Genomic DNA, 18562 nt, shown 5'->3' with positions numbered 1-18562 from the left:
TGAAATCCAGAGGCTGGTATTGTTGAAAGTAGCGGATGAAGCTAACTATCCGAGCTGGTGGGGACGGACCAATGGTGCGACCAATGCAGTGATCGCCGGTATTTACCGAACAAATGAGGCTTTTGCCAGTAATCCTTTCGGTGGGGCGATATTGAGTATCCCAGAGATGGTTGGTGGGGAGATGGCTTTGAGTGCGGCAGTGAGAGGAGTGAAGGCTGTATCCAAAATAGGGAGCCGGTGGGCTGCTAGGTCGAGTACGCAAGGAGGATTGAACCTTTTCAAATGGGGAGCTCCTCAAACCACGAAAGCGACAGGTTGGAAAGCTGGGGATTATATGCTTCATCTTCCTAACAAAGGAACACCTGCATTAAATTGGAAAGCCAACTATGGGGCACTACGTAGTGAGATGGGCCTAGGTAAACCTATTTTTGACTCCTACAGACTGCCTAACGGTAATTTGATACCAACGGGTGGGTTCTTAAATGCAGAAAGGTCAATCCTTCAGGGTAGAGGTTGGATTTATAACCCGGGTAGTGGCGCATGGATGCCACCTGGATTTTAATTAAGAAGGACGCTTATGGAATTCAATCAACTCATATCAAAAAAGCTTCATTCCTTGTTCACAGAACACGGACTGGAAATGACCGAGCAATCAAAGAACATTGTAAAGTATGAATCGGACGAATTGATTATTGCATTAAGCCATAATCCCAGAGAGAACTCAAATACTCTTTGGGTAGGCAGAAAGCACTTCAATGAAGTTGAGATTGATAATCAGGTTATGCGAGAGCATTTTAACTCTGACCTAAAACTTAGCAATCTTCCAAAGGAAACTTTTGTAAATAATGTGTTCCTGTTTTTTATGGGAGATGGGGAAAAGTTGTTGGAAGGAAATGAGCGTGCTTTAGTTAGCCTTGAGAAGTTTAACGAACAAAGGAGTTCGGAATATACCGCCACTCTGGTAGAGCAACAAAGCTTAGAAGCAGCCAACAAAGCTTGGAAGGATGGAAATTACCAGGAGGTAATCAGGAGCTTGGAAAAGGTAAATAAAGCCAATTTGCCAGCATCCTTTAAGCAGAAATACAAGATTGCACAACAGAGATTAAGTAACTAAACTTTTGAAAGCCTCGGAGAAATCCGGGGCTTTTGTCATTAAGAGCCGTAAGCCACTCTGGCTTTAGAATCCCTGATGTAGGTATCAATAATATCGAAAAGCTTGTTTTTAGTATCAGCCTCCATTTTGGCAGCCGAGGAGATTTCGAGCAGGTGCTTGTGTTCCTTGGTATAAGTGGCTGTTTCCTCCAGTGAGGTGAGCGTGTAGTTTTCTTCAAACACATAATCCGGCACGACGGCTCCATTGAGGTCGACCTTGACTTCTTGGGTATGGCCTTTTACGGTGAGTTTTGAATCAGGTGAGGAGGTTCTACTTTTTAAGGGAGGATTGGTAAGATATTATTATATTTATCCTAGCAATGAGAGTTCCGAAGGGAAAGAAGCGTTCCTGCCTCGGCGGACAGCCTTTTGATGATTTTACCGTGAAAGTGGAAGAAAGCCCACTAATCCAGATGACTGAGGACAGAGCGTTAAGAATCTGTCCACCGGACTGATCTAGCGAGGAGCCAGCTTGTAGGGCAGGAAGGATAACAAGACCGGCTGGTATGATTTTCATGCCAGGCAGTATAGCCTGTCCCCCCGAAATCCTTCAGCCTGTCCCGAAGGATTTCGGGAAGGCTGTCGAGGAGGGTTTTTGGGTAAAAGGGCATACTGCACATTACTCTCAAGTCTCATATCTCAATACTAACCACCTACTGAATAATTAGCCTTTTGGTGAGCGATAGTGTTTCGCTCTGGATTTTGATGATGAACACTCCTGGGGAAAATAGTGCAGTGCTTAAATGATAGGTTTGGTTCAGTGTGCCAGGGTAAACCACATCATGGGCTACTTGGCCGCTGGTGCTGATGACCTGAATCCGCACGTCTTCACGCTGTTGGAGGTTAAACGCCAAGCTGAAAATATCCGTGGCTGGATTGGGATAGAGGATAGCATCACCATTGGTCGGGTAGACTGGATCTGGATCATCCGAAAGGAATAATTCGACATTGTCCAAGTAGATAGGGTTGGTGGCATCAGTGCCGTTTTCTACCACAAAGGCAATCCTGATTTTTTCGCTACCATTGCCTGTAAAATCAGAAAGATTGACGAACTCTTTGACAAACTCGCTTTCAGTAGTTGGATTTACAGGGCTGTCGCCGATAATGGTGTTTAAGGTTTCTCCTTCATAAATGAGCACTTGATGCTCAAAGGTTTGGCCACCGTCCAGGCTCAGCATAACTTTTAATCGTGTATTGTTGGTAATCCCACTTGCTGCACGGTCAAAGAAAATACTGGCCCTGCTGGTATTGCTCAGGTCCATCAGCGGTGATCCCAGCCAATAGGTGTTTCCGCTTGATTGGTTTTGAAGGACAGCAAGGTTGTCATTTAGGGCACCTTCTTTGGCTACCACTTCCCAAGCGGGCTGGCCGTTTTCCGGGTTGACCGTAATCCAAGGGGCCAGTTGGAGCAAATTATCGAAATACTGCCTCCAAGGAACTTCAACAGATTCGGCGTTTTGGTAGAAGAAGCGATTAATTTGCTGTTCATTGCCTGCATTTTGATCATAGTTGGGGGAGTGGAGTCGATATTCCATTCCATTCAGCTCATCTGTAAGCAAGGAGGGCAGCTCGATGTTCACTTGCTCATCAGGAGCAATGTTCATGTCTTCCAGTGTCAAGGTACTTTGGGCAAAGCCATTGAGCACGCGATCCACCAGCAGGGTGTTGATAGCTAGTTCTCCTGTATTGGTTAAGCGGACCACGTCATTTTCCTGACTGCCATCCGGGAGTGGCGAAGGACTAACCAATTGATCGATGCTAAAGCTGTAATTGGTTTCCTGTGCGGCATTGATTCGAATATTCTTGATAAACAGGTTGTTGCCAAACCCGTTGATGGTGATAAATGCAATGCGGACATTACCGTTTTCGGCAAATTGGCTCAGGTCAATCACTTCTGTTCGAAAGTCACTCGCGGCGTTTGGTATAAATTCAGCCGTAGAAGCGGCAGCTGTTTCCAGGCTTACTTGGGACTTTTGATAAGGAGGGCTTAACAGGTCAAAGGTATTGCCACAGTCGGTGGATACGCCAATGATCAATTGATCGTCCAAGCCTTCCTCAGGATACCGTGCATAAGCCATATCGAAGACCAGTTGGGCATTTGGGAATTGGGCAAGGTTGATCTGTGGTGAGATCAGGTAATCGGTCGCGCCGCTGGTTTCATAATTGTAGAAATTTAACCCTACAGCATCCACCGACTGACCATCCAAGGTGAGCTCCATTGATTCCCATGTAAGTGCCTCGTCCTCATTTTTTACGGTCCATGCCTCATCGAAATCCCCGGAGGCATAGTTGTAGGGCAAGGAGAGGTTGGGCTGGATAACAGGTGAAGTGAAAAGGGTATTATTGGCACTGTTCTCATCCGCCCCACCATTGACAGTAATGATAGTTACTTCAAAATCGTTGCCTGAATTAGCTACCTGAATGGGGTCAAATGCAAGGATCTCGGTATCTCCTTGGTTAAGCTCAAAGCTAAACGACTTTAGTTCCAGAACTTGGCCGTCGAGGCTGATGGCCAATTCCGCACCTGTCAGTAGGTCGGTGCCTGCGTTATAAACACTGACTTGGGGAGTAATGGTGTTGGAGCAAACAAAATCTTTCGGGGCAAGGATCGTTTCCAGTGCCAGATCCTGTGCCACGACCTGAGGTGCTTGTGTGGCACGTCCATTGACCAGGGAAATCCGCCGCGGACTATTGGCCAGGACCACATCCATTCGCTCCAATTGCCCTTGGGTAAAGAGGTTCATGCAAGCATCAGGTGTATAATCCATATAATTTTGGATCATGTCCAAGGTACCGCAGGTAGTTCTGTCGGTTTGACAGCCGATATTGGAGCCGTTTTGGTCAGGGGTGTCGGTTACGAAGTCATCCACATCACATCCACCATCTCCCCAAATATGTCTGAGTCCTAAAAAGTGACCGACTTCATGGGTAGCAGTCCGACCCCTGGAAGAAGCGATGGCATTGCCACCTTCCCCGAAATATTCGTAGTCTATCGTTACACCATCCGTTTCTTTTGCAGTAGGAGGATAATCAAGCCCTTGCAAATCCGAAATGGGAAAGGAAGACCATCCCAGGTTAATGGTTTCCAAAGGGGCAACCCATATATTTAAGTATTCTTCAGCGTCCCAATAAGAGGATTGGCTTAAAATGATAGCATCACTCAGCCTATAACTTGTTTGGGGACCCTGTACACGGTTGATGCCATCTGTGGGAAGTCCTCTGGGATCCTGCTTGGCCAGTACGAACTGGATATTGGCATTGGCAGCTATAGGCTGGAATGCTGCCAGTGTATTGGCCGCATCGGTATTGGTGCGGCTGTAGTCTTCATTGAGGATGCGGATTTGCGCCTCTATTTGTGATTGGGGGATGTTGGCACCTTGTCCGAGCTGTTCTCCATTGTGGATCACGTGCACGACCACGGGAATGACCCTCACTTCGTCTTCAGCAGTTCTTAGATTGGCACCTTTTCTGTCCTGGATCTTATCTTCCATCCAGGCTTCAAAATATTCCTTCGAACCAAAAATCCCCAAGGCTTCCATTTGCTTTTGTTCCACTAGGGGAGCAGTACATTTTTCAATAGGATCCTGGGTGGAGGTGTTTATGGTGGGTGTCAGCGTTTGCTGTGCAAAAAGTATTGAACAATTTATAAATAACAAAAAGGATAGTACTAACCCTATCCTTAAAATCAGTATTACCCTTTTCATTAATAACTAAATCCTTTGCTGTTTATTCCGAAACGGAAATATTGATAGCTTCCACTCTGTTTATTTCAGGTATGGCCTTTTTGACGGCCTCTTCCACACCGGCCTTTAGTGTCATGGTAGACATGGGACAAGAACTGCAGGTCCCCGTCAACTCGAGCTGCAAAACCATCTCGTCTGTAAGGTCAACAATTTTCACATTGCCACCATCCGCTTCCAAGTAAGGGCGGATGGTATCCAGTGCATTTTCTATTTTTTCGATTAGTTCTGATTCCATTTTATCTGCTAGGTATTTACTTGTACTACCTTGGTTTTATTTTTTTCTGCATTTCTGATCGCGATCTGTCTTGCCATTGTTTCGGCAAGATCGGAAAATGCCTTTTGAGTAATTCCCTCTTTCAGAACTGCAGGGTAACCGGTGTCTCCACTTTCCCTAATGCTCTGTACGATAGGGATTTCTCCTAAGAAGGGGACGTCATGCTTTCTGGCCAATCGCTGCCCCCCTTCTTTACCGAAAAGGTAATACTTATTGTTCGGTAACTCTTCAGGTGTAAAATAAGCCATATTTTCCACAACACCTAAAACGGGAACGTTTATTTGGGGTTGCTTAAACATGGACAAACCTTTTGTAGCATCTGCCAACGCAACTTTTTGTGGGGTGGTCACGATGACAGCACCTGTGACGGGTACTGTTTGCACCATGGTAAGGTGAATGTCTGAAGTGCCGGGAGGCAAATCGATCAATAAATAATCCAACTCACCCCATTCTACATCCCCAATGAATTGCTTCAGGGCAGAGCTGGCCATGGGGCCTCTCCAGACCACCGCACTGTCTGCTGGTGTCAGAAAACCGATGGACATCAGCTTTACGCCGTATTGCTCGATTGGAATGATGATGTTTTTCCCGTTTTCCTGCTTTACGGCCGGCTGTTCACCTTCCACGTTAAACATCACGGGAATGGAAGGGCCAGAAATGTCTGCATCCACTAAGCCGACTTTAGCACCGGTTTTGGCCAGTGCCACGGCAAGATTGGCCGAGCAGGTGGACTTGCCGACGCCACCTTTGCCAGAGGCGATGGCGATGATGTTTTTTACTTTGGGGAGCAATGGTGCATTGTCCCTCACGGTGGTGACATTGGAAGTCATGGTAATATCCAATTCCAACTCCTCACCAAACTCCTTGACCAAGGCTTCTTTACAATTGTTTTTGATCAGCTCTTTGAGAGGACAAGCAGGAGTGGTAAGTACCACCTTAAAACTCAATTTATTCCCTTCTGCCACCACATCCTGGATCATGCCAAGTGTGACCAGGTCTTTTTTAAGATCGGGGTCTTCCACGGTGGAGAGGGCCTTAAGTACCTTTTCTTTACTAATGATCATTACGATAGGTAAATTTTGCGCAAGTTAGTGCTTATTGATACGAATTAAAATTATTGTGTCCAATTATCGGTGAAAATGGGGATTTAGATAGTAGCTGCTTGATCAGGTATTAGGATATACCTTACTATCTTATACTTTGTACCTAATCCCTTGTACTTCGTAATTAATGTCCGATACCATACAACTTCGAACGAGAAGGAATAGTTTCTTTTTAGAAGTGTAGGAGAGAAAGGAAGTTTCCACGGACTTTTCTATCTTTGAATTTATTAAGAATGCATCATGGGATTAAGCAATATAACGACAGAAAAAGTAAAGGAGCGAGTAGATATTGAGGAAGTGGTCAATGACTACGTGTCGTTAAAGAAAAAAGGCCAAAACCTCTGGGCATGCTGTCCCTTTCATAATGAAAAATCACCATCCTTTTCCGTATCCCCTGCCAAACAGATATACAAGTGCTTTGGCTGTGGAGCGGCCGGGGATGCCCTGAAATTTGTGATGGATATTGAGGGCATCGGTTTTAACGAAGCCATTAAGCATCTGGCCCAGAAATATGGCATTGAGATCGAGGAGGAAAAAGCGGCAACACCAGAAGAAGTCCAGGCTTACAATGAAAGGGAGAGCCTTTATATCGTCCAAAGTTTTGCAAGGGACTTCTTTTCCAAAAACTTGCTGGAATCCGATGAGGGCAAATCCGTTGGCCTCAGTTATTTCAAGGAACGGGGATTTAACTTGTCTACCATAGAGAAGTTTGACCTGGGCTATGCCATGGACAGCTGGGATCATCTGCACAATGCGGCGAACAAGGCCGGACACTCGGATGACATTCTCCTTAAAGGGGGGCTGATCCTCCAAAAAGAAGGGGATCCTTCTCGGAAATACGACCGTTTTCGCGGGAGGGTGGTGTTTACGATCCATAACCTGGCAGGTAAGCCTATAGCCTTTGGTGCCAGAATCCTGACCAACGATAAGAAGCAGCCAAAATACATTAACTCTCCGGAGACAGCCATTTACCATAAAAGTGATGTGCTGTACGGAATCTACCAAGCCAAGCAGGCCATAAGGAGCCAGGACAATTGCTATCTGGTGGAAGGCTATACCGATGTGATTTCCATGCACCTTTCGGGCATCGAAAATGTCGTCGCTTCTTCGGGTACTTCACTTACTGAAAACCAGATCAAACTGATCAAACGGTTTACGGACAATGTCACGGTGCTCTATGATGGGGACGCTGCCGGCATCAAGGCCTCTCTTCGGGGTATTGACATGCTCTTGGAAGGTGGGTTGAATGTAAAGGCAGTGGTGTTCCCGGAGGGAGATGACCCGGACAGCTATTCCCGAAAAGTAGGTTCAGAAGCTTTCCAACAGTACCTTAATGACCATGCCCGGGATTTTATAGCCTTTAAGATTGAGCTGTATGCCGAGGAAGCAGCACATGATCCTATCAAACGGGCGGATACGGTGCGCCAGGTGGTGCAGAGTGTGGCCAAGATTCCTGATCCCATTACCCGCTCGGTATATGTGAAGGAGTCTGCCAGGCTCCTAAAGATGGATGAGGACATTGTGCTGGCCGAGCTGAACAAGATCCTGCTAAAGGGGCAAAAAGATGCTTACTACAAGGACAAGCAGCAAGCCCCCCCTCCGTCATCACCCGATACTCCATTTGAGGAATTCCTTCCCGAGGAAAAGAACAAATGGTCCTCAACAGATGTTTTGGCCAAACAGGAAAGGGAAATGATGAGGCTGTTGGTTACCTATGGCTTTGAGAAAGTGTCGGATGATTTGCATGTTTGTGAGTACCTGATCCAAGAGACGGGCGATATTTCCTTCCAAACACCGATTTATCAAAAGTTGTTTATCGAATACAAGCGGGCCCTTAAAAAAGGTATTTTGCCAGATACAGAATACTTCATAAAATTAGATGATAGCCAGCTGAAAGGAGAGGTGATCAATATGATTTCCCAAAGGCATGAAATGTCTGACAATTGGGAGCAAAAGCACATGATCTACACCAATCGGGAATCAGATGACCTATCCAAAACCACCTTCAATGAAATCTTACGATTGAAGCGAAGGGTTCTTGAAAAAATGGTGGACGAAACCATGGAAAAAATCAGAACTGCTGAAGAGCAGGGGAAAGAAGATGAAGTGACAGATTTTCAGATGGTTTTGATATCGTTAACGGGTTCATTGCGTGATATCAATAAACAGCTGGGGACAGTTAAGTCACGATAAACCAAACTAAATAAGGGGTTTCTCGGTTTTAGAGAATAAAGGGTGTATTTTTGCACCTTTGATTGACCATTGAAGAAAAAATTATGGCTGAAGAAATTAAACTTGATTCCATTGAGGAGGCAATAGAAGCGATCAAAAACGGGGAAGTGGTCATTGTAGTAGATGATGAAGACCGCGAAAACGAGGGGGATTTTGTCTGTGCAGCAGAGAAAGTGACTCCTGAGATTATCAATTTTATGGCAACCTATGGACGTGGGCTTATCTGCGCACCCATTATAGAAGATAGATGTGAGGAGCTGGGACTAGAGCTGATGGTGGGACGTAATACGGCTACCTACGAAACACCATTTACCGTTTCAGTAGATTTGATCGGTCATGGTTGTACTACGGGAATTTCCGCCAGTGACCGTGCCAAAACGATCAAAGCCCTGATCGATGATGATATTCATCCTGATGAGCTGGGCAAGCCAGGACATATTTTCCCGCTAAAGGCCAAAAGAGGAGGTGTACTGAGAAGAACGGGACATACAGAAGCGGCCATTGACTTGGCCAGATTAGCCGGACTTTATCCTGCCGGTGTGCTGGTAGAGATCATGAATGATGATGGTACGATGGCCAGGGTTCCTGATCTGGTCGAGGTGGCCAAGCGTTTTGATCTGAAATTGGTGAGTATAAAAGACCTTATCGCCTATCGCCTTAAAAACGAATCGCTTATCAAACGGGAAATTGGTGTCGAATTGCCTACGGAATTCGGGGATTTTGACCTGATTGCCTTCCGCCAGACCAACACTGATGAAATCCACATGGCCTTGGTAAAAGGGGAGTGGAAAGAAGGAGAGCCTATACTCGTAAGGGTGCATTCTTCCTGTGTGACTGGTGATATATTTGGCTCATGTAGATGTGACTGCGGGCCTCAGCTGCACAGTGCCATGGAAATGGTCAATCAAGCCGGTAAGGGTGTGGTACTTTACATGAACCAGGAAGGCCGAGGCATCGGGCTTATCAATAAATTAAAAGCTTACAAACTGCAAGAGGAAGGAATGGATACCGTCCAGGCAAACCAAGCTCTTGGCTTTCCGATGGATAAAAGGGATTACGGTGTAGGAGCCCAAATCCTTCGTGACCTTGGTGTGTCCAAGATCAAATTGCTGACCAATAATCCTACCAAACGGGCTGGCCTTCTTGGTTATGGACTGGAAATTGTGGATACAGTGGCCTTGGAGATTTCCCCAAATGCCCACAATGAACGCTACCTGACCACCAAGCGTGATAAAATGGGGCACCAAATCCTTAAAAAAGAAATCAACAAGATGAAATAATCTGGCCGAAATACTGCTAATAGAAGTTCGAAAGGTGCAGATAAATACCTGCGAAAGATAGCTACTGATCAGAAACCAATTTCGGGTCAGTAGTTTTTTTGTGTATTGAGCAAAAAAATCAATCTTCGAATATCATGAAAAGATCAGCGTCCTCTGCGTTCGATTTAAACTTTTCTAATATAATTTGAGACAGATTGATTAACTAATTCGTCTTTATTTTCGTTAGTTTAAAGTAGAATCAAATGCGTTTGTCATGAAAAGACTCCTTTCAATAGTTGTTTTCCTGTTTATAACTGTGCAGTATGTTGGTGCCCAGAACTTTCCTTCGCAAGTTTGGCATGATGGTACCCTTTACCTGAGTAGTGGAGATGTTTACAAGGGGAAAGTAAAATATGATCTGGAGAAAAATATAGTCCAGGTCCAGAATGAGGGTATCCATACCTATAATAGCTCTTCTATTTCGCGCTTTGAAATTTTTGATGAGTTTTATGGCGGAATGCGTTCCTTTTACAGCCTTCCCTATGATGTAAACAATAACAACTATGAGGTGCCGATTTTCTTTGAACTACTTACGGAAGGGGATGATATTACCTTGTTGTGCCGGGAATACATTACCACCGATACACGAAACATGGGAATGTACAGCATGTATATGTCTCCAATGTATGGCCCTCCCATGAGCACGACCAATAAATTGGCATTTGATTATTATTTTTTGACCGATGGAAAGATTGTAGAATACAGCCAAAAGCGGAAAGACCTGTTGGGCTATATGGAGGACAGGGAAGATGAAGTGAAGCTTTATATGCGTAAAAACAGGCTTGATTGTGACAGGAGAGGGGATTTGCTACGAATTACCGCTTATTACAATGAGTTGAAGCAGCAGTAGCATGCTGAGTACCAAGTACGAGGTACGATGACCTTCATCATTACCAATAGCCTGTATTCGGTTGGTATAGTGTGCGGTAGCTTCACCCCTTTAGGAGTCGGGGGAGTGTAGGACAGGCCATTAGGCAGTGGATTTTAGTAACCCAATAACCCAGTATCTCAATAGCAAATAACCAATAATCTCCGCTTCATCATTCTTTGTTTTTGAAGGCTTTATCGTAAATTTGATCAGTAATCTGAACAATGGGATAAAGGAGAATGATGTCTCCTAATTTCACCGATCAAAGCGAAATATCATTTTTATATAAAAGACCTTTTCAAGGTAATAATCCTAAAACAATATTTTAATGACTAAACCACTTATTTTAGTATCTAACGACGATGGTATTACTTCCCGGGGTATCAGGGTCTTGGTAAATGTAATGAAAAAACTCGGCGAGGTAGTCGTCGTGGCACCGGACAGTCCACAGTCAGGAATGGGCCACGCCATTACCATTGGCAATACACTGAGATTGGATGAAGAAGAGATTTTTGATGATGTGGAAGCATACAAATCAAGCGGGACGCCAGCGGATTGTGTGAAGTTGGCCAAGCACTATGTGTTTCATGAGCGAAAGCCAGATTTGATTGTCAGTGGAATCAATCACGGGAGCAATACCTCCATCAGTGTACTTTATTCTGGGACGATGTCTGCGGCGATTGAAGGCGCGATTGAGGGGTATCCTTCCATTGGATTTAGTTTGTGTGATTACAGCGCCAAGGCGGACTTTTCGCATGTGGAGGAATATGTTTACAAGATCGCCAAGCAGGTGCTTGAACATGGCATGCCAAAAGGAGTAGCCCTTAATGTCAACTTCCCTCCCAAACGGAATGAGGCAATCAAGGGCATTAAACTTTGCCGCCAGGCCAGGGCCAAGTGGCAAGAGGAATTTGATGAGCGCTTCGATCCCAATGGCAGAAAGTATTTCTGGATGGCTGGAAACTTTGTGAATTTTGACAAAGGAGAAGATAACGACGAGTGGGCCATAGCCAATAATTACGCTTCCGTAGTTCCTTGCCAGTTTGATATGACGGCCTATCATGCCATTACGCAGATGAACGAAGAGTGGGACTTGGATACGGAATGAGTGAAGCGATGTAAAGCTGCCGGCATGAAGTAGTTACTCTGGCAGCTAAGGTAAAGGATTACCTCATGCTTTTAAAATCTAAATGTAAGTTGTGCTGGGTCTCCGCCCCAGCACTCCTAAGCATTGAGTCTCTGACTCAGTTGGCAATGTGTCAGCTTCGCCCCTTTAGGGGTCGGGGGAGCGTAGGACAGGCCAGTAGGCAAAAAAATATGATTTAGAGGAACAGAATATAATTGGTGGAAAAAGCCTGTGGTTATATTACTGAAAGTTGTGCTGGGTCTCCGCCCCAGCACTCCTAAGCATTGAGTCTCTGACTCAGTTGGCAATGTGTCAGCTTCGCCCCTTTAGGGGTCGGGGGAGCGTAGGACAGGCCAGTAGGTAAAAATTTAGGATTTAGAGGAACAAAATATAATTGGTGGAAAAAGCCTGTGGCTATATTACTGAAAGTGGTGCTGGGTCTCCGCCCCAGCACTCCCAAGCATTGGGTCTCTGACTCAATAAAAAGAGAATTATTGCAGTAAGCTATTTCCCAGTCTAAAGGGACGTGACAATAAAGTACTTCAAAACCTGAATTCAGCTGTTAGGAAGAAAGTCCTTCCCTCGGACGGGATAATTCCCGGCCCGGGATAGCCGGAGGCCCGTCTGGTAAAATAGACATTGTTGCTAAGATTGTTTACAGAGGCCTCCAGCTTTGCCCACTTGTAGCGATAGCTTAAAGACAGGTCCATCACATGATAAGAAGGGATAATTCCTTCTACCGCAGAGGCCGTTTGTCTGGCATTGCTGGCATCAGTGAAATGTTCCTGTACAAAGGCGTATTGGTAAGTCAATTGAAAATCCTTATTTCCAAACGTAAGCCCCGGGCGGATGCTGAATGGCGGCACAAGTTCTACCAGGTTACCCTCCACTGCTGTCTCCCCGGAATGGAGATAGCGTGCCCTGATCAATGAAAAGTTGGAAAATAAATTCACATGATATCGGTCACCCAGGTGTGTGGCTTCAAGAAGATCTATTTCAGCAAATGCCTCTACTCCTGCACTGTAAGCATCAGCAATGTTGGTACGGTAGCGGTATATGCGGAAATTTTCAGGATCTGTTTTCAGGATGGCTCCGATGCGGTCATTGTACCGTAGGTAAAAAACGCTGATGTCATAATTAAATAAACCTGCTTTGTTTCCCCTCACACCCAGGTCAATATTATAACCGCTTTCGTCCTGAATATCTTCATCCACTACCAGGTTGGGGTTGTTTACCCGGATATCGTTAAAATTTATGGACCGATAGTTTTGGGAGAAATTGGCATAGAGTTCATGGTGGTCGCCGGGTTTATAGCTTAAGCCCAGCCCGGTAAATACAAATGACCGGGTGCTGGTCCTGGATTCAGGTACCTGGAAAGTCGAATCCACTGCAAATCCGGTATCCCGATCCAGCACTTTGGTGGAGCGGGTGTAATATCCCTTTGCTTTTGTCTGAATGTGTTCAAAGCGGATTCCCGGAGTAAGGCTGAGTTTTGTGGACAAGTTGAATACATTTTCTGCAAAAACAGCCAGGTTTTTTCCTGGAAAATCATAATCCGAGTCCTCTAGTGCTTCTGGATGAAGAAAACGAAAGTCCGCGTCACTGCCATCACTGCCAAGCCCCTGCTTTCGGTCGGTAAGCCCCTGGTAATAGCGTGCGCCGATCAGGGCCACATGTTTCTGTTCTTTAAGATCATATGTATGGACAAGCCTGACTTCTGAACCGAAATTGGTGAAATCATCGACAAATAGGTTTCGCTCTTCCAGATCATCTACCCGGTCGATTCTTCCCAGGTTGCCAAGAGCATCCCTGCCACCGATCAGGGCAAAATTACGGACGTTTAGCTTGGTTCTGTCCGTGAATTTGTAATCAACGATATTGGCTAAAAGGTTCCATTTGACCTGGAACCAATTCCGGGACCGGATGGATTGCCTGGGATTTTTTTCAAACATGGCATCCGTCAGTCCTCCGGGTTGTTGGGCCAGGTAATCCATGAAGGTGTATTGAAAGGTCACTTTGAAGCGGTCATGAGGTTGGTAAACCCAAGAGGTATAAGCCATTTTTGAATCAAATCCACTGTTATCACGCCAGCCGTCCCCGCGCTTATATTGGAAAAAAGTGTAATAGTTCCACTTGCCGATAGTGCCGCCAAGACTGGTGAAGGTATTTAAAAAACCGTAGGATCCCACAGAATTTCTTAGGGTAACGGCCAATTTCTCATCCTTTGGGCCTTTTTTGAGCTTGAAATTCAACAGCCCCCCGAACTGGGTACCATATTGCAATGAGGCAGCACCGCGGACGACTTCTATCCGGCTAACAGCCTCCAGCGCAGGGGTATAGTAACTTTCCGGATAACCCAGGGCATCGGCACTGATATCATAGCCGTTTTGGCGTACATTAAAGTGGGCGGTCCGACTGGGATCAAGTCCCCGCGCACCTATGCCGAGTTGGAGACCGGCGCCATCGCTTTCATAAATGTTCAGCCCCGGCACCTTGCCATACACTTGGCGACTGTTATTGGTAGCCAGATTTGCCGTCATGTCTGCCAGCTCTATGACTTCATTTTTTTTTGCCTCGTAAATATTGGAACCATCTACTGTATTCAGCCTTTTGATGCCGTAAGTAACCGTTTCTTCAGTCATGACCGTCACATCGTCAAGGTTTTTGCTGATATCTTCCATAACGAAATCCAGCTGTAGATTTTCCTCTCCTGCTCCTATGGTGACGGGATGGGTGATGGTTGCTTTTCCCGTATAAAATACCACTAGTGTATAGTTGCCTTTTGGCAGGGAAGTAAGCCGGTAATGGCCATCAAGATCAGTTACTGTATGATGGGGAGTATCGCGGAGGTATATAGTAGCACCGGGCAATTCCGTTTGGTTGCTGGTGATTTTTCCGGTAATGGTGCTCTGCCCGTAGGAAGCAGAAGCCATTGACAAGCAAATAATTGAGAGTAGAAGTCTTTTCATCTATCGGTATAAGGTAATATCCAATCTTTGTGTTTGAAACTGTCTTTTTTGTCGGTCAGGTCCACTTCCGGGTCAATGAACAGCCGGCTTCCCCGGCCATTCAGCGAAACATAAACTTCAGCCCTTATTTCCGGATCGGTGATTCCCTGGTCTTGCAGCTGTTTTTCGAGGAAATGGACAAACTGTAAGATCATATCGGGCTGGGTAGCCATTTGCTTTTCCTGCATGGGCGTAAGATAATCGTTGGCATAAGCTTCCCATTCTTTTCCCGATGCAGGGTCACGGACGTGGAAAATGGCATAGCCGGCCTTTTCCATCAGCATGACACGCCAGGAAAAACGGTACCCTTGCTCTGTCCAAAAGAGCTTGCCGGGGTAAGCCAGAAACCTCCATGGAAATACTGCCTGGAAAATGAACAAAGCGGCAAAAAGGATCCAGATCAGCCATTGGTTTTTGGCCTGGTAAGTTGTGGCCAATTGGGTGGTTTTTTTCCTGATCTTTAACACTCCTTTTAGTGTAGAAAGTACTCGCTCGTGGGTTTCTTGGGAAAAGAAAATAGTAGTGGCCAGTATCATGATAAAGGGAAACATGCCAATGGGAAAGAGCAACCAGGTGGAGAGGTGAAAAAGAACTACCGCACCAAAAGCGTAAGGTCGTGTTTTTCGGTAGAAAAGCAAGAACGGAATGCTAAGGTCATAGATCGCTCCAAACCAACTGAAAGCGTAAGCTACCCAGGTCTCATCCATAAGCGGACCGATCAACGGCAGGCCGGTATGGGGAGGTAGCCAGATTTTTAGTGGTAAAGCCTCTAACATCCAATCGGAATTTAGCTTGGCCAGTCCTGCATAAAAGTAAACCAGGCTTAGCAGGAGCCGGATGATCAAAACATAGCCATACGAAACCCTTTGCACCGTTTTTCCGGGCGAAAGAAGGGCATCAACGGAGAAATTCCGGTGTGCAGGGACAGCGATCAACACGAAAGCAATAATGCTGACAAAATAATAATGATTGAGGTAATTGGTCTTGTCGATCAATTCCACATAGGTGAATGCAAGGAAGAAAAATAAGGCTGAAAGCCGGTATTGAAATCCAATGATAATTCCTGTCGCGGCCAGTACCATCAAGGCAAAAAGGCCATAGATACCCATGCTTCCCAATGGCTTGATCCACTCAAAACCATAATAGGGAAAATGGAACACAGGCTCCAGGTACTGCGTTTCTATCCAGCCATTGGAGACAAAACGCAGTACACTGATGAGCATGATAGTACCAAAAAACATCCTGAAATTAACCAGTGATGCGATGGATACCGGTTGGTTGATACTATGTTTGATGGAGGAAAGCAATTAATCTCCGTCATTATCCTGATAGGTAATCAATACCCCCAGGGCGGAAGCCATGTCCACTTTGATAAGGATAACAGCTTTCTGAAGCTCCTTATGGGCAGCATCCACCGGTTCCGTGTTGGAGGTGACAGCTTCCGTCAGTGGGGAAGGAATGGCGGTCACTTTCTTTTCGGCAGTTTCAAATTGATCCAGGACAACATCAGCAAGGAGTCGGTCATTGTGCTTGGTATCCAGTGATTTGAGGTAATCATGGAGCCCTTCTCCATTGCCTCCCTTAAAGAAGTTGATGACACCTTTTAGGTTTTCAGTTGCCAGGGAGATGCTTTTTCCACTATAATAGGCTTCTACATTCCTGGGAATGGGAGTGCCTTGCGAGCGTTTACCTAAAGGAACACCTATGCGTGCGTCCCTGTTAAAGCGTTCGAAGTATTGGGAAAAGGCATTGACCATCTGACCGATGGAAGAGCCTACGTCTGTCCCGTCTTTATCGATAAAAGTGTCCCGATAGTTCCCTTCCGCTTCCAGCCACCCATTATAGACTTGGTCGGTCTTGAGCAGGATGTCTTCCGCTACGGCTGTCAGGTAAGCACGGCGATGTGCAGCATTCTCCCCATCGGTGTATAGTTGCAGCATTTCCTGATCGGTTTCCGCAAGGCCAAAAAGCAAATAATCCAATGCCGGCAGCCCTTTTTTGTTTTGGGCACTGATCTTGTCCAGTTCCAGGGTCCCGGAGGCAATGGCATTGTCTATAGAGAAGTTATCCGTTGGAAACGTGTTGACATTGGCCCGAAGGGTGTGGGTAAAAGCAGGCCCAAAATCAAATAACGCGACATGTTGCCAGGAATGGTATGCAGTGTGAAACTGTTCCCGGGCATCGGAAAGGGTTTCCTGACTGGGTGTTTCAGCAAAGGCTTGAATATGTTCATTCAGTCCAAATGCAGCAGTATGAAATACCGTATAGGCTGGGATAATGACCTTGTCTGCAAGGCTTTCCAGCATAGGGCTTCTGTCGACTTTCATCTGGTTTTGCTCCTTCTCGTCATTCATGCAAGAAGGCAGCAGGCATATGATGCCTGCTACCGTTGCCCATAATAAGTAGGTCGAAATGGATCTATAGTTCATCTTCCACTTCTTTTAATTCAGGATAGGCCGTGGTCAGTTTATTTTTGGCCTCCCGGAGTCCTTCCATGGTCACTGTCCAGAAATCCCCATCCGTACCAAAGTCCTCATTGAGGATCTCATTGATGTCCGCTTGGGTAATTTTTTTTCTTGGGCTGTATTGGATGGCTTTTACAAAATTATAGCCTTCTGAAAGTGTATGGAACATACTTCCCGTGTCTCCTGAGCTGAAGTTGTTCATGGATTTATTGATGTAGTGGACAGCAGTGGCAGCAGTCACCAGTTCATGGAAATCGATGATTACTTCTTTTTGGGCGTTTTTGGTGGGATAATCCTTTGCCACGATAGCCGCTCTTCCGGTGATATAGGCTTTCATCAGCGGTTCACTGACATTGAGCAGCTCATTCCTTCCGAGGGTATATTTGGCCCAGAAACGTTCTTGGTCATCAGTCAGTACTGGATCCCCATTCGGGAAGTCCACCGGAACGCCCCAATAACCAAAAGCTTCGTCCCAGTGGTGCTCCATAGGGGTGTGATTTTTTCCTTCCTCTATGGTTTCATTGTCCACATCATCACCGGTTCTGGCATCAGAAAGATAGACGTTAAAAATCTGATGGTAAAATACAGACCCCATCAGTCCTTTTTCTATAAACTGAGTGAATTCCCAACCCTTTTCATTTACATTGATGAATTTTTCAGAAGTACCCCGCTGGATAGAACCCGCCACACCTTCATCAGCCATGGTTCCGTTCTCGGCGACCTCTTTACTCACAGCGGCCGCTTCGGTAAAGAGGGATTTGTTGAATTCCACCTCGGCAGGATTGGTTTTGTTTTCCAACTTTTTGCTGGAGACATTGAGGTCGGCACTTTCAAACGGACTGTTGGCATTGGCAAACATATCCAGAAGATGCTGGGAAGACAGTTCCTTGCCTTTATCCCCTGTTTTGAGGTAGGATTTTATTTCAGAGAGCATGTTCAGCCGGTCCTTTTGGCCCTGGTAACTTACCGAAGAGCTTCCTCCTCTTTCAAAATGATAAGTAGTTGGTATGGTAAGCTCCGGTGTATTTTCCTTTTCCTTATCAGGATTACATCCAAGCAGTAGTAGTGCTATTGCAGCGACTGGTAAGAGTCTGTGGTTCATAAAGAGATAGTTTTTAAATTTAATTAGATTGATTTCAATTAGTGTGCAAAACTAACTATCTCTCGCACTTTCACAATTCTTAATTGGATTAATTTTAAATGTGTAAATGACCGTTTATTTACATGGAAATCCGTTTATGTGATAAAAATTACCGATTATAATCATTTTAT

14 protein-coding genes are annotated in these 18562 nt (G+C 45.5%); 6 read left to right on the top strand and 8 right to left on the bottom strand.

Annotated features, from left to right (window positions below):
• Nucleotides 1–19: 19 nt before the first annotated feature.
• Both FKX85_RS16575 and FKX85_RS16570 read left to right on the top strand, forming a co-directional pair.
• Complete coding sequence (locus tag FKX85_RS16575) at nt 20–562, top strand: hypothetical protein (RefSeq protein WP_141615798.1); 543 nt, start codon at nt 20–22, stop codon at nt 560–562.
• 15 nt (nt 563–577) lie between these two features.
• Nucleotides 578–1114 (top strand): hypothetical protein, encoded by a 537-nt coding sequence (locus FKX85_RS16570; RefSeq protein ID WP_141615797.1) that lies wholly within the window; start codon nt 578–580, stop codon nt 1112–1114.
• A gap of 38 nt (nt 1115–1152) precedes the next feature.
• Here the strand turns inward: FKX85_RS16570 and FKX85_RS16565 are convergent, their stop codons facing one another.
• The 4 genes from FKX85_RS16565 to FKX85_RS16550 form a co-directional block, all read right to left on the bottom strand.
• Complete coding sequence (locus FKX85_RS16565) at nt 1153–1347, bottom strand: hypothetical protein (protein ID WP_141615796.1); 195 nt, start codon at nt 1345–1347, stop codon at nt 1153–1155.
• 458 nt (nt 1348–1805) lie between these two features.
• Complete coding sequence (locus FKX85_RS16560) at nt 1806–4706, bottom strand: T9SS-dependent choice-of-anchor J family protein (protein WP_229239657.1); 2901 nt, start codon at nt 4704–4706, stop codon at nt 1806–1808.
• 172 nt (nt 4707–4878) lie between these two features.
• Nucleotides 4879–5130, bottom strand: a complete 252-nt coding sequence (locus FKX85_RS16555) for a NifU family protein (protein ID WP_141615794.1) — start codon at nt 5128–5130, stop codon at nt 4879–4881.
• A gap of 8 nt (nt 5131–5138) precedes the next feature.
• On the bottom strand, nt 5139–6233 hold the full coding sequence (locus tag FKX85_RS16550) for an Mrp/NBP35 family ATP-binding protein (protein ID WP_141615793.1): 1095 nt from the start codon (nt 6231–6233) through the stop codon (nt 5139–5141).
• A gap of 279 nt (nt 6234–6512) precedes the next feature.
• Here FKX85_RS16550 and dnaG point away from each other — a divergent pair, with 279 nt between their 5' ends.
• The 4 genes from dnaG to surE all read left to right on the top strand — a co-directional run bounded on the left by dnaG (nt 6513) and on the right by surE (nt 11799).
• Complete coding sequence (dnaG, locus tag FKX85_RS16545) at nt 6513–8465, top strand: DNA primase (RefSeq protein ID WP_141615792.1); 1953 nt, start codon at nt 6513–6515, stop codon at nt 8463–8465.
• A gap of 83 nt (nt 8466–8548) precedes the next feature.
• Nucleotides 8549–9784 carry a bifunctional 3,4-dihydroxy-2-butanone-4-phosphate synthase/GTP cyclohydrolase II gene (locus tag FKX85_RS16540; protein ID WP_141615791.1) on the top strand — a complete coding sequence of 412 codons (1236 nt, stop codon included), beginning with the start codon at nt 8549–8551 and terminating at the stop codon, nt 9782–9784.
• Nucleotides 9785–10037: 253 nt separating this feature from the next.
• Nucleotides 10038–10673 carry a hypothetical protein gene (locus FKX85_RS16535; RefSeq protein ID WP_141615790.1) on the top strand — a complete coding sequence of 212 codons (636 nt, stop codon included), beginning with the start codon at nt 10038–10040 and terminating at the stop codon, nt 10671–10673.
• Between the two features lie 346 nt (nt 10674–11019).
• Entirely contained in the window at nt 11020–11799 is a 780-nt protein-coding gene (gene surE / locus FKX85_RS16530) for a 5'/3'-nucleotidase SurE (protein ID WP_141615789.1), read from the top strand.
• 560 nt (nt 11800–12359) lie between these two features.
• Here the strand turns inward: surE and FKX85_RS16525 are convergent.
• The 4 genes from FKX85_RS16525 to FKX85_RS16510 are packed head-to-tail and all read right to left on the bottom strand — an operon-like array spanning nt 12360 to nt 18392.
• On the bottom strand, nt 12360–14786 hold the full coding sequence (locus tag FKX85_RS16525) for a TonB-dependent receptor (RefSeq protein ID WP_141615788.1): 2427 nt from the start codon (nt 14784–14786) through the stop codon (nt 12360–12362).
• The gene (locus FKX85_RS16520; protein WP_229239656.1) at nt 14783–16132 is read right to left on the bottom strand and encodes an HTTM domain-containing protein; all 1350 of its coding nucleotides are present in this window, start codon (nt 16130–16132) and stop codon (nt 14783–14785) included. The genes FKX85_RS16525 and FKX85_RS16520 overlap by 4 nt, the downstream gene beginning before the upstream one ends.
• A complete protein-coding gene (locus tag FKX85_RS16515) occupies nt 16133–17254 on the bottom strand; it encodes an imelysin family protein (RefSeq protein WP_141615787.1) in 1122 nt (373 codons plus the stop codon).
• A complete protein-coding gene (locus FKX85_RS16510) occupies nt 17244–18392 on the bottom strand; it encodes a DUF4856 domain-containing protein (protein WP_141615786.1) in 1149 nt (382 codons plus the stop codon). Before FKX85_RS16510 ends, FKX85_RS16515 begins: the two co-directional genes overlap by 11 nt.
• Nucleotides 18393–18562 lie beyond the last annotated feature (170 nt).

The organism is Echinicola soli, assembly GCF_006575665.1.
Lineage (GTDB): Bacteria > Bacteroidota > Bacteroidia > Cytophagales > Cyclobacteriaceae > Echinicola > Echinicola soli.
Note: the sequence above shows the minus strand (reverse complement) of the source record. Positions and strands in the feature narration are given on the sequence as shown.